Here is a 13603-nt window from a genome sequence, read left to right as displayed (position 1 = left end):
TCACCCGCTCGGCCTCCGCGCGGGCGGCGGCCAGGGCCTGCTCCCGCTCCGCGCGGGTCTCCTCCATCAGCCGGCGGGCCTGCTCCTCGGTGCGGGCCCGCAGCTGCTCCGCCCACGCCACGTTCTCGTTGACGTGCGACTCGACGGTCTGCCGGCGCTCCGCCAGCTCCTGATCGAGCTGCTGGCGCCGGGTCACCGCCTCCTGGTGCAGCTCCGCCTGGAGCCGGGCCGCCTGCTCCGCGTGCTCCTGGAGGATCCGCTGGGTCTGCGACCGGGCCTGGCTCAGCTCCCGCTCGGCGTCCGCGCGGAGCTGGTCGGCCTGCATCTGCGCGTTGCGCAGCATCTGCTCGGCCTGGTAGCCGATGTCGCCGCCGTCGTAGGCGGGCCGGGACATGATGGTGCGCCGCGCCTCGTGCAGCTTGGCGCGCAGCACCTCGACCTGGTAGCCGAGGTCCTCGGCGTGCTGGATCGCCTTTTCCCGCTCGGTCTTCAGCCGCTTCATCTCGGCTTCGAACCGAGAGAGGTGGTCGACGTCAGCCGCCGGCTCTCGCTCCTGGCTCTCGTAGCCCCGCACTGCGCGGTCCCATCCGTCCCCTGGTCGCAAGTCTGGCCGAGCTCCGTTCATCCGCCGAACGGTGCCCCCGGGGGAATGGTGTCAGATCAACGGCGGAGCATGGGCTGCTGCCCCGCGCTCGCCCCCCGAAACCCGGACCCCGGCGCTCCCGTCGCCAAAGACGACGGGACGGTCACCACGGATCGAGCGGCGACCGGACCCAACCCTACCGGCCCATATGTACGTGGGTCAGTGCTCGGACGACTCAACAGGCGCCGAAGTGACCAGTTCTGTCAGTACGCCATGGCAGTCCTTGGGATGCAGGAAGGTGATCCGTGACCCCATGGAGCCGCGCCGGGGCTCTTCGTACAGAACGCGTACGCCCTTCTCCTTGATCCCGGCCGCGTCCGCGTCCACATCCGCCGTACCGAAAGCGATGTGGTGGACGCCCTCGCCGTTCTTCGCCAGCCACTTGGCGACGGTGGAGTCCTCCCGGGTCGGTTCGAGCAACTGCAGGTAGGAGGCGCCGCCGTCCGAGGTGTCGTTGATCTTCAGCATGGCCTCGCGCACGCCCTGCTCCTCGTTGACCTCGGAGTGGAACACCTCGAAGCCGTAGGTGGCCCGGTAGAACTCCACGGTCCGGTCCAGGTCGAAACAGGCGATCCCGATGTGGTCGATTCGCGTCAGCATGGACTCAGTGCAGCGCTCCCGGGGCGGTTACGCAACGTGCGCGCGATCACACCGAAAGGCCGATGACGGGGTCCACCGCAGGTCAGTACATTCGAAGTAAACCCTCGTTCACTCCTCGGCTGTGCAGCCGGAAGGGGATCGCATCTCATGTCTTCCGAAACTTCCGCACCATCCGCAACGAACGGCACGACCTCCGTCATCGTCGCGGGCGCCCGCACCCCCATGGGGCGGCTGCTCGGCTCGCTGAAGTCCTTCTCCGGGGCCGACCTCGGCGGCTTCGCGATCAAGGCCGCCCTCGACCGTGCGGGGATCGGCGGCGACCAGGTCCAGTACGTGATCATGGGGCAGGTGCTCCAGGCCGGCGCGGGGCAGATCCCGGCCCGCCAGGCCGCCGTCAAGGCCGGCATCCCGATGAACGTCCCGGCGCTCACCGTCAACAAGGTGTGCCTGTCCGGCCTGGACGCCATCGCGCTCGCGGACCAGCTCATCCGCGCCGGTGAGTTCGACGTGATCGTCGCCGGCGGCCAGGAGTCCATGACCAACGCCCCGCACCTGCTGCCGAAGTCCCGCGAGGGCTTCAAGTACGGCGCGATGCAGATGATCGACGCCATGGCGCACGACGGTCTGACCGACGCCTTCGAGAACATCGCCATGGGCGAGTCCACCGAGAAGCACAACACCCGCCTCGGTATCGCCCGCCCCGAGCAGGACGAGATCGCCGCGCTGTCCCACCAGCGGGCCGCCGCCGCGCAGAAGAACGGCGTCTACGAGGCCGAGATCACCCCGGTCGAGATCCCGCAGCGCAAGGGCGACCCGGTCCTGTTCAGCGAGGACGAGGGCATCCGCGGCGACACCACCGCCGAGTCCCTCGGCAGGCTCCGCCCCGCCTTCGCCAAGGACGGCACCATCACCGCCGGCACCTCCTCGCAGATCTCGGACGGTGCGGCGGCCGTGGTCGTGATGAGCAAGGCCAAGGCGCAGGAGCTGGGCCTGGAGTGGATCGCCGAGATCGGCGCCCACGGCAACGTGGCCGGACCGGACAACTCCCTTCAGTCGCAGCCGTCCAACGCCATCCGGCACGCGCTGAAGAAGGAGGGCCTGGAGGTCTCCGACCTCGACCTCATCGAGATCAACGAGGCCTTCGCCGCGGTGGCCGTCCAGTCAATGAAGGACCTGGGCGTTTCCACCGAAAAGGTGAACGTCAACGGGGGTGCCATCGCCCTCGGTCACCCGATCGGCATGTCCGGCGCCCGGCTCGTGCTGCACCTCGCGCTGGAGCTGAAGCGGCGCGGCGGCGGTGTCGGCGCGGCGGCCCTGTGCGGCGGTGGCGGCCAGGGTGACGCGCTGATCGTGCGGGTGCCCAAGGCCTGAGCCGGGTCTCTCCGCGGGTTTGCTGATTTCCCTCTCGTGAACGGAGCTGTGATGCAGGACGTCTCCTCGCTGGTCGCCCAGGCCAGGGAAGGCCGGCCGCGGGCCGTGGCCCGGCTGATCTCCCTGGTGGAGGGGGCGTCCCCACAGCTCAGGGAGGTCATGGCGGCCCTCGCGCCGCTGACCGGAAGCGCGTACGTGGTCGGCCTCACCGGCTCCCCGGGTGTGGGCAAGTCCACCTCCACCTCGGCCCTGGTGACCGCGTACCGCAAACAGGGCAAGCGGGTCGGCGTCCTGGCCGTCGACCCGTCCTCCCCGTTCTCCGGGGGAGCCCTGCTCGGCGACCGCGTCCGCATGTCGGAGCACGCCTCCGACCCGGGCGTCTACATCCGCTCGATGGCCACCCGCGGCCACCTGGGCGGCCTCGCCTGGTCGGCGCCGCAGGCCATCCGCGTCCTGGACGCGGCGGGCTGCGACGTGATCCTGGTCGAGACGGTCGGCGTCGGCCAGTCGGAGGTGGAGATCGCCTCCCAGGCCGACACCTCCGTGGTCCTGCTGGCCCCCGGCATGGGCGACGGCATCCAGGCCGCGAAGGCCGGAATCCTGGAGATCGGCGACGTCTACGTCGTCAACAAGGCCGACCGCGACGGCGCCGACGCCACCGCCCGCGAGCTGAACCACATGCTCGGCCTCGGCGAATCCCGCGCCCCGGGCGACTGGCGCCCCCCGATCGTCAGAACGGTCGCCTCCCGTCAGGAGGGCGTCGACGAGGTCGTCGAGGCGCTGGAGAAGCACCGGGCCTGGATGGAGGAGCACGGCGTCCTCACCGAACGCCGCCTGGCCCGCGCCTCCCGCGAGGTCGAGACCATCGCCGTCACCGCCCTCCGCGAACGCATCGGCGACCTCCACGGCGACCGCCGCCTGGGCGCCCTGGCGGAACGCATCATCGCCGGCGACCTGGACCCGTACCGGGCGGCGGACGAACTGGTGGAGGGCCTGACGACAGGCGGTCCTTCCGGCGTCCACTAGCTCCCGCGAAGCACGGAACCAGCCCGTCCGGCGATTGAGGACGAGGCCCGTTCAGGGCCGGCGGGGGCCTGGGGCGCAGCCCCAGGGACGGGACGGGAAGGGGCGGCGGGGGCGAAATCCCCTCACCGCCCCCACCCGGCCCACCACGATCAGTCGTCGGAGTCGCCCTCGTCGTCATCCCGGTCAGCCGTGACCTTCCCGCTGGCCGGGTCCACCCGCCAGTCCCGGTCGTCGTCCCCGCCGGAGGCGTCCGTCTCGGCCTCCCAGCCCCGGCCGTCGTCGCCATCGAGGTCGACGGAGACCACCGTCCCCTTGGCGGCAGCCGCCTTCGCGGCCTGCTCGGCGGTCACCGAGGATCCCTTCAGCGCGGCCCGCACCTCGCCGGTGTCGTCCTCGTCCTCCTTCTCGGTGCCGAGGACCCTGCCCGTGGCCGGGTCGATCCGCACGCTGTGCCAGTTGTCCCCGCCGCCGAGGACGTCGACCTCCCAGGCGCCGTCGTCCAGCTCGGCGGAGACGGCCGTGCCCGGCGTGTGCTTCAGCGCGGCGGCGATGGCGTCGGCGGCGGTCACGTCACCGGAGACGGGACGGTCGGCCCGGTCGTCGTCGGCCCGGTCGTCGCGGTCGTCGCCACGCTCGTCCCGGTCGTCGCTGTCGTCACCGCGCCTGTCGTCGTCCCCCGCCCGCTGCTGCTCGGTCAGCGCCACCGGCGCTGCCGTCGCCGCCCCACCGTCGCCGTCCCCCGAGACCGCGAGGGCCGTCGCCGTACCCCCGCCGACCAGAGCCGCGGCCGTGACGACGGCGATCACGATGTTGCGCTTCATGATGGTTCCTCCCGAGTCGCTGTGTTTCGCGCTGTGCACCATCAATCTCGCCGACCGTTGCCGAGAGGAACCTGAAGCCGCCTGAAGCGATCTTCAGGTTCACTTTGCGACCCTGTACCGCATGCGCCCGCCCGCCTCCCACCACCACCCTGCCGGAGGCGCTTCGCGCCGCCCCTTTCGACTCTTGATCGTGGAGGACGAAAGACGCCTCGCCCTCTCCCTCGCCAAGGGCCTCACCGCCGAGGGCTACGCCGTGGACGTCGTCCACGACGGCCGCGAGGGTCTGCACCGGGCCACGGAGGGCACGTACGACCTCCTGATCCTCGACATCATGCTGCCCGGCCTCAACGGCTACCGCGTCTGCGCCGCCCTGCGCGCCGCCGGGCACGACGTGCCGATCCTGATGCTCACCGCCAAGGACGGCGAGTACGACGAGGCCGAGGGCCTGGACACGGGCGCCGACGACTACCTCACCAAGCCGTTCTCGTACGTCGTCCTCGTCGCCAGGATCAAGGCGCTGCTGCGCCGCCGCGCGACCGCCGGTGCCTCCCCGGTCCATGTGCACGGTGACCTCAAGGTCGACACCGCCGCCCGCCGGGTGTTCCTGGGCGAGGACGAGGTGGCGCTGACCACCAAGGAGTTCTCGGTGCTGGAGCAGCTCGTCCTGCGGGCCGGCGAGGTGGTGTCCAAGGCGGACATCCTGGAGCACGTCTGGGACTTCGCCTACGAGGGCGACCCGAACATCGTCGAGGTCTACATCAGCGCCCTGCGCCGCAAACTCCGCGCCGGGCTCATCCGTACCGTGCGCGGCGCCGGCTACCGGCTGGAGACGGCGCCGTGAGCCGGCTGTTCGGCTCGGTCCGCGCACGGGCGACGCTCGGCGCCACCCTCGTCGTCGCGGTGGCCCTCGTCGCGGCCGGCACCGCCGTCCTGCTGTCCCTGCGCTCCAACCTGATCGGCGAGGCGGGCACCCAGGCGGAACGCTCCGCGCGGGCGGTCGCCTCCGAACTCGCCGCCCGGACGCCGTACGACCGGCTCTCCGGACTGGACGGTGACGACAGGCCGGTGCAGATCGTCGACGAGGACGGTTCGCTGGTGGCGGCCTCCGAGGACCTCCAGCGGATCGAGGGCACGTCGACGGCCGAGGTGACACCGCGTCCGTCGGCACCCGGCGACGACGATGACGACGATGACGACTCCGGCGGTTCCGACGCCCCGGACGACTCCGACGACGACTCCGGCGCGTCCCTGGCCCCGGGGGAGATCGCCGGCGGAACGACCTTCAGCAACGGCTCGGCCACCATCGACGGCGACGCCGAGGACTACCGGTTCGCCTCCGTGGAGGTGGGGACCGCCGACCGGGGCACCCTGACCGTCACCGCGGGCGCTCCGCTCGCCGCCGAGCACAGCGCCGTGAACACCACGCTGACCGGCATGCTGATCGGCCTGCCCCTGTTGCTCGGCGTCGTCGCCGGAGTGACCTGGCTGGTCACCGGCCGGGCGCTGCGCCCGGTGGAGGGCATCCGCCGGGAGATGGCCGCGATCACCGCCTCCGAGGATCTCACCCGCCGCGTCCCCGAACCGGCGACGCACGACGAGATCGCCCGCCTCGCCGGCACCACCAACGAGACCCTCGCCGCGCTGGAGGCGTCCGTAGACCGGCAGCGGCGGTTCGTCGCCGACGCATCCCACGAGCTGCGCAGCCCCATCGCCTCCCTGCGCACCCAGTTGGAGGTGGCCGCCGCCCACCCCGGACTCCTGGACCTGGACGGCGCCGTCGAGGACACCGTGCGGCTCCAGCACCTGGCCGCCGATCTGCTGCTGCTCGCCCGGCTGGACGCGGGGGAGCGGCCCGCCGGCGCCCGGGTGGACCTGGCCGCGATGGCCCGCGAGGAGGCGGCGGGGCGGACGGGCGTCACGGTGGACGCGGAGCCGGCGGAGGTGACCGGATCGCGGGGGCAGCTCGGCCGGGTGCTCGCCAACCTGCTCGACAACGCCGGACGGCATGCCCGTGAACGGGTCACCGTGAGTGTGCGCCGCGAGGGTTCCTGGGCGGTGCTCGCGGTGGCCGACGACGGCGACGGGGTCGCCGAGGCCGACCGGGAGCGGATCTTCGAGCGGTTCGTACGGCTGGACGCCGCACGCAGCCGGGACGACGGCGGCGCCGGCCTCGGTCTCGCGATCGCGAGGGATGTCGCCGTACGGCACGGCGGAACGCTCACCGCGGGTGCGGCGCCGGCCGGCGGAGCCCTGTTCGAGCTCCGCCTGCCGCTCACCGGCTGAGGCCCGCGGGCGGTGTCGGCGTCGCGGGCGTTCGCCGGTCCCCGGGACCTCAGGTGCGCCCCCGCTGCCCCCGCAGGTGCTCGGCGATGGGTTTGAGGGCCTTGTCGAGCTCGGTGAGCGTCTCGGGGGCGAGCAGGTCGATGAAGTGTCTGCGCACGGACGCCACGTGGTGCGGCGCGACCTTCTGCATGGTCTCCATGCCGTGCTCGGTGAGGACGGCGTACAGCCCGCGGCGGTCCGACTCGCAGTTCTCCCGCCGGACCAGGTCCGCGTTCTCCATGCGGGTGATCTGGTGCGAGAGGCGGCTCTTGGACTGCATGGTGGCGGAGGCGAGGTCGCTCATCCGCATCCGCCGGTCCTCCGACTCGGACAGGTTCACGAGGATCTCGTAGTCGTTCATTGTCAGGCCGAACGGCTGCAGATCCTTCTCGAGCTGGTAGGTCAGCAGCTTGTTGACCTCCAGATGGGTGCGCCAGGCGCACTGCTCCGCATTGGTCAGCCAGCGGGTGGCCGTCTCGGTCTCCATGAATGAAGTCTACCTAAGGAAGTTGAAAGGCGAACTAATGAGGCTTCCGTGTGACGTCGCGATCACGCGTTCGATGTCACACCCCGCACATTACCGCTCACAGCCCGAAGCGACGCTGGAGGTCTCCGAGCTGTCCGGGAAGACGCGGTGCCCCCGCCCCCTGCCCCTGGCCACCCGGAATACCGCCACCGGGTACCCCCGGCTCCTGCGGAGGGGTCCCCGTCGCCTGCTCCGCCATCAGCGCCTCGGAGGACTGGAGCAGTACCGTGCCCGCCCCCACGAACTCGAACTGGTGCTCCTCGCCGGAGGCCCCGCCCAGGCCCGTCATCGCACGTAGACCGCCCATCACGCCGGTCATGTACCCGTGGTCGTAGTGGTGGCAGGGCGACGGGCAGTCCGCCCAGCCGACCAGCGCCTGCGGATCCACCCGGATCGGGGGCTCCATGAACACCACCGGACCGTTGGACGCGGCCACGAACTTCCCGGTCCCGATCAGCGTCAGGAATCCCGGCACGATCGACTGCTTCAGCGAGAGACTTGGCTGAAAAGCTAGCAAGTTGCCCGAGCGAATGGTCAGGTTGCCGTCCTCGAGGTCGTACGAATTCACATCGAAGGCCCGGTCGGCGAGGAGCATCTTGCCCGAGCCCTCCGCCACGACCCAGTCGCTCGCGTGCAGAGGCGAATGGAACGACGTACGGACAAGTCGGTCGAGTCGCCCGTGCCCGATGCCGTTGAACTCGATCGAGCCGTAGTAGGCGATCATCTTCCCCTTCTGCATGAACCACTGGGTGCCCTTGAGCTCCACGCAGAAGGTGTAGTGATCGACGTTGTCGTCGGCCGGCAGCGTCATGGGGTCGTGGGCCACGGGCCCGGCGCCCGGCGTTCCGTACGTGCTCACAGCTTCTCCTCCGACGCCTGGACGTACACGGCACCGCTGCCGCTCAGTTCCAACTGGAAGGCCTCGCCGGATCCCCGGCCCACCATGTCCCGCCAGCCGAGGGCCGTGGACAGCCTGTTGCGCACGTCGCCGTGGTGGGCGACGTACGCCTGCGGGTCGACGCGCACCGGCCGCTGCGGGATGATCGGAAGCTCGATCACCCCTCCGTGGGCCATCACGGCGACGGCCCCGTGGCCCTTCAGCGAGGTGGTGAAGAGCCCCTGCCCCGAGACCTGCCCCCGGACCATGCCCATCACCCCGCCCTGGGAGCCGAGGAACACCGTGCCCTGCTCCAGGGTGCCCTCGAAGGCGAGCAGCCGGTCCGCCTCGACGTACAGGGTGTCCCCGGTGAGGTTGATCACCTGGATGTGATGACCGCCGTGCCCGAACAGCACGGTGCCGTTGCCCTCGACGGTCATCAGCGGCGTGTCCTCGTTCGCCACCCGCCGCCCGATCATCGACATCACCCCGCCCTGCCCGCCGCGCAGGTTCGGGGTGAAGCCCACCTCGCCCTTGTACGCGAGCATCGCGCCGCGCTGACTGAACAGCCGCTGCCCCGGCGCCACCGTCGCCTCGATCATCTTCGAGTTGATCTCACGGAAGCCCATGTCACACGTCCCCCGCGATCGTGTTGCGCTCACTGGGCTGGACGTAGACCACCCCGTCGCCCTCGAACCGGATCTGGAAGGCCTCGCCGCCGCCCTCGCCCATCAGGGTGCGGAAGGTCACACCCGACTGGAACGACTGCCGCAGATTCCCCTGGTGGGCCACGTAGGCGCCCGGGTCGACCGTCAGCGGATACTGAGCGCTGACCCGGAGCAGCAGGGCCGGCCCGTCCGACATGATCGCCGCCTGGCCGTGCCCCTCGATCGTCGTCGTGAACAGCCCGTTGCCCTGCGAGGCGCCGCGCATGCCGGTGAACGTGGTCCCGGTGCGCAGCCCGCCGTCCGTCACCAGCAGGTTGCTGGACTCCACGTACAGCGTCTCGCCCCGCAGCCCCACCAGGTTGATCTCGGAGGCCCGGTCCGCGAAAAAGCAGGTCCCGTGCCCCTTCACCTCCATCAGCGTCATCTGCTCGCCCGTGAGCCGCCGGGTCACCATCCCCCGGAGCCCTTCACCACCACCGCTGAGCTTCTTGAAGGCCATCTCACCGTCGTACGCGACCATCGAGCCGTTCTTCGCCTTCACGGCATCCCCGGTCATGTCGACGGCGAGCACCTTGCTGCTCTGAAGTCGGAACATCGCCACGCTTGCGACGGTAGCGGCATCTTTGCCCCCACCGACAGATCCTGTGGACGGAGTCGGACCCTGATCGAACCCCGACGGACCCCCTCCGGTGATCGCGTCAGGCGTTTGCCACAATGGACGCGCTTGTGCGTGTGTTCACAAGTAGCCGAACCGTCGACGCCGACGTCTCTCCCACCGAAGGTGACCCGTGGACCTCAAGACCGCCTCCGCCCTCCGCCGCCTCCGCCTGGTCTCGGGCCCCGAAGCGATCTCGTTCCTGCTGCTGCTCGTCTGCTCGGTCCTGAAGCGCACGACGGAGTTCAACGCCGTCCCGGTCGTGGGCGCGATCCACGGCTTCCTCTTCGTCGTGTACGTGCTCTTCTGGGCCGACGCCTGGAACCGTGCCAAGTGGCCGCTGAAGACCGCCGCCTTCTACTTCGCGATGTCGGTCCTGCCCACCGGCGGCTTCTTCGCCGACCGCCGCCTCAGGCGCGAGGCCGAGGACGCGGTGGTCGCCTCCCGTGCCGCCCGTAGCGAGGGAGTCGTGGGCGCGTGATCGTCGCCTTCTCCGTGACGCCGCTCGGCGTCGGCGAGGACGTGGGGGAGTACGTCGCCGACGCCGTGCGCGTGGTCCGCGAGTCGGGGCTGCCGAACCGCACCGACGCCATGTTCACCTCGGTGGAGGGCGAGTGGAACGAGGTCATGGACGTGGTCAAGCGCGCCGTGGCCGCCGTGGAGGCCCGCGCGCCGCGCGTCTCCCTGGTCCTCAAGGCGGACATCCGCCCGGGTGTGACGGACGGCCTGACGTCCAAGGTGGAGACCGTCGAACGGCACCTGGCGCCCGGCGCCGGATGACCGCTGCCGCGAGGTTCTCGACGGGACGGGACCCGGTCCCGTCGACGGCCTCGCGGACCGATGTGTGAGACAGGGCTGACCGACATATGACCGGCCGGTAGGGTCTGGTCCGTGCCGAAGCCGCTCAGTCTCTCGTTCGATCCCATCGCCCGCGCCGACGAGCTCTGGAAGCAGCGCTGGGGAAGCGTGCCGTCGATGGCCGCGATCACCTCGGTCATGCGCGCCCACCAGATCCTGCTGGCCGAGGTCGACGCGGTGGTCAAGCCGTACGGGCTCACGTTCGCGCGGTACGAGGCGCTGGTGCTGCTCACCTTCTCCAAGTCCGGTGAGCTGCCGATGTCCAAGATCGGCGAGCGGCTGATGGTGCATCCCACGTCGGTGACGAACACCGTGGACCGGCTGGTGCGCTCCGGGCTGGTGTCCAGGCGACCCAACCCCAACGACGGCCGCGGCACGCTCGCCACCATCACCGGCAAGGGCCGCGAGGTGGTCGAGTCCGCCACCCGCGACCTGATGGCGATGGACTTCGGCCTGAGCGCCTACGACGCGGAGGAGTGCGGCGAACTCTTCGCGATGCTCCGGCCGCTGCGGCTGGCGGCGGGGGACTTCAAGGGGGACTGACCCCCGCCAAGATCTCCCGGAACGGCCGGTTACGCTCGATGGCATGAAGAAGAGCGTGTTCACCCGCTACCGGGTCATGGCCTACGTCACCGGTGTCCTCCTCGTCGCGTTGACCTTCGGCATGATCGGTAAGTACGTGCTCGACGTGGGTGGCGCGGCCGACTTCACGCAGGTGGTCAGCATCGCTCACGGCTGGCTCTACGTGGTCTACCTGATCTTCGCCTTCGACCTCGGTTCGAAGCTGAAGTGGCCGGTGAAGAAGCAGCTCTGGGTGCTGCTGGCCGGCACCGTCCCCACGGCCGCGTTCTTCGTGGAGCGCCGGATCAGCCGTGAGCTGGAGGGCGGGATCGCGGACGAGGCGCCCGCGGTCGCGTAACGCTTCTCACCGCCGTACGGAGCAGTGTGCGGCAGTTTGCCATCGACATTTACTAGGACGTCCTAGTAAATTCGAGAGTATGGACGCTGACGCCATCGAGGAGGGCCGCCGACGCTGGCAGGCCCGGTACGACACCGCACGCAAGCGCGACGCGGATTTCACCACGCTCTCCGGCGATCCCGTGGAGCCGGTGTACGGTCCCCGGCCCGGGGACACCTACGAGGGGTTCGAGCGGATCGGCTGGCCGGGGGAGTACCCCTTCACCCGCGGGCTGTATCCGACCGGCTACCGGGGGCGGACGTGGACCATCCGGCAGTTCGCCGGGTTCGGGAACGCGAAGCAGACCAACGAGCGCTACAAGATGATCCTCGCCAACGGCGGGGGCGGGCTCTCCGTCGCCTTCGACATGCCGACGCTCATGGGCCGCGACTCCGACGACCCGCGCTCGCTGGGCGAGGTCGGGCACTGCGGGGTGGCGATCGACTCGGCGGCCGACATGGAGGTCCTGTTCCAGGACATCCCGCTCGGTGACGTGACGACCTCCATGACCATCAGCGGGCCCGCCGTGCCCGTCTTCTGCATGTACCTGGTCGCCGCCGAGCGGCAGGGCGTCGACCCGGGCGTGCTCAACGGCACCCTGCAGACGGACATCTTCAAGGAGTACATCGCGCAGAAGGAGTGGCTCTTCCAGCCCGAGCCCCATCTGCGGCTCATCGGCGACCTGATGGAGCACTGCGCGGCCGGCATCCCCGCGTACAAGCCGCTGTCGGTCTCCGGGTACCACATCCGCGAGGCCGGATCGACGGCCGCGCAGGAGCTGGCGTACACGCTGGCCGACGGCTTCGGGTACGTGGAGCTGGGGCTCAGCCGCGGGCTGGACGTCGACGTGTTCGCGCCGGGGCTCTCCTTCTTCTTCGACGCGCACCTCGACTTCTTCGAGGAGATCGCCAAGTTCCGTGCGGCCAGGCGGATCTGGGCGCGCTGGATGCGGGACGTGTACGGCGCGCGGAGCGACAAGGCGCAGTGGCTGCGGTTCCACACCCAGACCGCCGGAGTCTCGCTCACCGCGCAGCAGCCGTACAACAACGTCGTACGGACCGCGGTCGAGGCGCTGGCCGCCGTGCTCGGCGGGACCAACTCCCTGCACACCAACGCCCTCGACGAGACCCTCGCGCTGCCCAGCGAACAGGCCGCCGAGATCGCCCTGCGCACCCAGCAGGTGCTGATGGAGGAGACCGGGGTCGGCAACGTCGCGGACCCGCTGGGCGGCTCCTGGTACGTCGAGCAGCTCACCGACCGCATCGAGGCGGACGCCGAGAAGATCTTCGAGCAGATCAAGGAGCGGGGCCTGCGGGCCCACCCGGACGGGCAGCACCCCATCGGTCCGATCACCTCCGGCATCCTGCGCGGCATCGAGGACGGCTGGTTCACCGGCGAGATCGCCGAGTCGGCGTTCCGCTACCAGCAGTCGCTGGAGAAGGGCGACAAGCGGGTCGTCGGCGTCAACGTCCACACCGGGTCGGTCACCGGCGACCTGGAGATCCTGCGGGTCAGCCACGAGGTGGAGCGCGATCAGGTGCGGCTGCTGGGCGACCGCAAGGCCGGCCGCGACGACGCGAAGGTGCGCGGCGCGCTGGACGCCATGATCGGCGCGGCCCGCTCCGGCGCCAACATGATCGAGCCCATGCTCGACGCCGTACGCGCGGAGGCGACCCTCGGCGAGATCTGCGGCGTCCTGCGCGACGAGTGGGGCGTGTACACGGAGCCCGCGGGCTTCTGAGCCAGGGCCAGGGCCAGGGCTCGGGCCAGGGCCCGGACGGCAAGGGTTACGACGGCAGGCGCCGTGTCGAAGGACACGGCGCCTGCCGTTCGCGTCGCCGGACGCCGACCCGCCCCGCCTTGCCCTCGCGGAGGTAACCGGCCGTGAGGCCGCCTCCCGCCGGGGCACCGCAGTGCCGTCGTGCGGCTCCGTACCCGTACGGGCGTGTGTGGCCCACGGCGTTCCCGGGCGGGATCCCCCGCCGCCCGGGAACGCTCAGCGGGAGATCAGCAGGACCCCGGCGTACGACAGCCCCGCCACGACCACCCACGCGCACAGGCCGAGCACCGCGACGCGGGCGCCCGTGCGGGTCAGGGCGGGCAGGTCGACCGCGCTGCCCAGGCCGAACAGGGCGGCGGCGAGCAGGAGTTCCTGCGCGATGTGGGCCGCGTCCAGGGCGGAAGCGGGGAGCAGGCCCGTGCTGCGCAGGGTCACGGCGGCCAGGAAGCCGACGACGAACAACGGGACCAGCGGCACCCGGGGCGCCCCCGCCGCGCG

At 70.8% G+C, this 13603-nt stretch carries 16 protein-coding genes and 1 pseudogene; 9 read left to right on the top strand and 8 right to left on the bottom strand.

Going from position 1 to position 13603, the window contains the following annotated elements; translation table 11 throughout:
- Positions 1–574, bottom strand: a pseudogene (locus B9S61_RS15080) (hypothetical protein); the annotation flags it as partial.
- Positions 575–802: 228 nt separating this feature from the next.
- The gene (gene mce, locus B9S61_RS15075; protein WP_103542720.1) at positions 803–1243 is read right to left on the bottom strand and encodes a methylmalonyl-CoA epimerase; all 441 of its coding nucleotides are present in this window, start codon (positions 1241–1243) and stop codon (positions 803–805) included.
- Positions 1244–1390: 147 nt separating this feature from the next.
- Here mce and B9S61_RS15070 point away from each other — a divergent pair, with 147 nt between their 5' ends.
- Both B9S61_RS15070 and meaB read left to right on the top strand, forming a co-directional pair.
- On the top strand, positions 1391–2614 hold the full coding sequence (locus B9S61_RS15070; RefSeq protein ID WP_103542719.1) for an acetyl-CoA C-acetyltransferase: 1224 nt from the start codon (positions 1391–1393) through the stop codon (positions 2612–2614).
- Between the two features lie 51 nt (positions 2615–2665).
- A complete protein-coding gene (gene meaB, locus B9S61_RS15065) occupies positions 2666–3640 on the top strand; it encodes a methylmalonyl Co-A mutase-associated GTPase MeaB (RefSeq protein ID WP_103542718.1) in 975 nt (324 codons plus the stop codon).
- Positions 3641–3789: 149 nt separating this feature from the next.
- On the opposite strand, the gene B9S61_RS15055 is transcribed toward meaB, so the two are convergent.
- A complete protein-coding gene (locus B9S61_RS15055; protein WP_103542716.1) occupies positions 3790–4461 on the bottom strand; it encodes a PepSY domain-containing protein in 672 nt (223 codons plus the stop codon).
- Positions 4462–4582: 121 nt separating this feature from the next.
- Between B9S61_RS15055 and B9S61_RS15050 the strand changes: the two genes are divergently transcribed.
- The gene (locus tag B9S61_RS15050; protein ID WP_103542715.1) at positions 4583–5302 is read left to right on the top strand and encodes a response regulator transcription factor; all 720 of its coding nucleotides are present in this window, start codon (positions 4583–4585) and stop codon (positions 5300–5302) included.
- Positions 5299–6744 (top strand): ATP-binding protein, encoded by a 1446-nt coding sequence (locus B9S61_RS15045; protein WP_103542714.1) that lies wholly within the window; start codon positions 5299–5301, stop codon positions 6742–6744. Before B9S61_RS15050 ends, B9S61_RS15045 begins: the two co-directional genes overlap by 4 nt.
- A gap of 49 nt (positions 6745–6793) precedes the next feature.
- Here the strand turns inward: B9S61_RS15045 and B9S61_RS15040 are convergent, their stop codons facing one another.
- The 4 genes from B9S61_RS15040 to B9S61_RS15025 form a co-directional block, all read right to left on the bottom strand.
- Positions 6794–7270, bottom strand: a complete 477-nt coding sequence (locus B9S61_RS15040) for a MarR family winged helix-turn-helix transcriptional regulator (RefSeq protein ID WP_103542713.1) — start codon at positions 7268–7270, stop codon at positions 6794–6796.
- Positions 7271–7367: 97 nt separating this feature from the next.
- On the bottom strand, positions 7368–8168 hold the full coding sequence (locus B9S61_RS15035) for an AIM24 family protein (protein ID WP_103542712.1): 801 nt from the start codon (positions 8166–8168) through the stop codon (positions 7368–7370).
- Positions 8165–8815, bottom strand: coding sequence for an AIM24 family protein (locus B9S61_RS15030; RefSeq protein ID WP_103542711.1), 651 nt, complete (start codon positions 8813–8815; stop codon positions 8165–8167). Before B9S61_RS15030 ends, B9S61_RS15035 begins: the two co-directional genes overlap by 4 nt.
- 1 nt (position 8816) lies before the next feature.
- Positions 8817–9449 (bottom strand): AIM24 family protein, encoded by a 633-nt coding sequence (locus tag B9S61_RS15025; protein ID WP_103542710.1) that lies wholly within the window; start codon positions 9447–9449, stop codon positions 8817–8819.
- A 193-nt stretch (positions 9450–9642) separates the two neighbouring features.
- Between B9S61_RS15025 and B9S61_RS15020 the strand changes: the two genes are divergently transcribed.
- The 5 genes from B9S61_RS15020 (at position 9643) to B9S61_RS15000 (ending at position 13066) form a co-directional block, all read left to right on the top strand.
- Positions 9643–9990, top strand: coding sequence for a DUF3817 domain-containing protein (locus B9S61_RS15020; protein ID WP_103542709.1), 348 nt, complete (start codon positions 9643–9645; stop codon positions 9988–9990).
- Positions 9987–10289, top strand: a complete 303-nt coding sequence (locus tag B9S61_RS15015) for an MTH1187 family thiamine-binding protein (RefSeq protein ID WP_103542708.1) — start codon at positions 9987–9989, stop codon at positions 10287–10289. Before B9S61_RS15020 ends, B9S61_RS15015 begins: the two co-directional genes overlap by 4 nt.
- 111 nt (positions 10290–10400) lie before the next feature.
- On the top strand, positions 10401–10910 hold the full coding sequence (locus B9S61_RS15010; RefSeq protein WP_103542707.1) for a MarR family winged helix-turn-helix transcriptional regulator: 510 nt from the start codon (positions 10401–10403) through the stop codon (positions 10908–10910).
- A gap of 43 nt (positions 10911–10953) precedes the next feature.
- A complete protein-coding gene (locus B9S61_RS15005; protein ID WP_103542706.1) occupies positions 10954–11286 on the top strand; it encodes a DUF3817 domain-containing protein in 333 nt (110 codons plus the stop codon).
- Between the two features lie 79 nt (positions 11287–11365).
- The gene (locus B9S61_RS15000; protein ID WP_103542705.1) at positions 11366–13066 is read left to right on the top strand and encodes a methylmalonyl-CoA mutase; all 1701 of its coding nucleotides are present in this window, start codon (positions 11366–11368) and stop codon (positions 13064–13066) included.
- A gap of 255 nt (positions 13067–13321) precedes the next feature.
- Here the strand turns inward: B9S61_RS15000 and B9S61_RS14995 are convergent.
- The coding region (locus B9S61_RS14995) for a putative sulfate exporter family transporter (RefSeq protein ID WP_146064847.1) at positions 13322–13603 on the bottom strand (282 nt) is incomplete at its 5' end.

This window comes from Streptomyces sp. SM1, assembly GCF_002910825.1.
Classification (GTDB): Bacteria; Actinomycetota; Actinomycetes; order Streptomycetales; family Streptomycetaceae; genus Streptomyces; species Streptomyces okerensis.
Note: the sequence above shows the minus strand (reverse complement) of the source record. Positions and strands in the feature narration are given on the sequence as shown.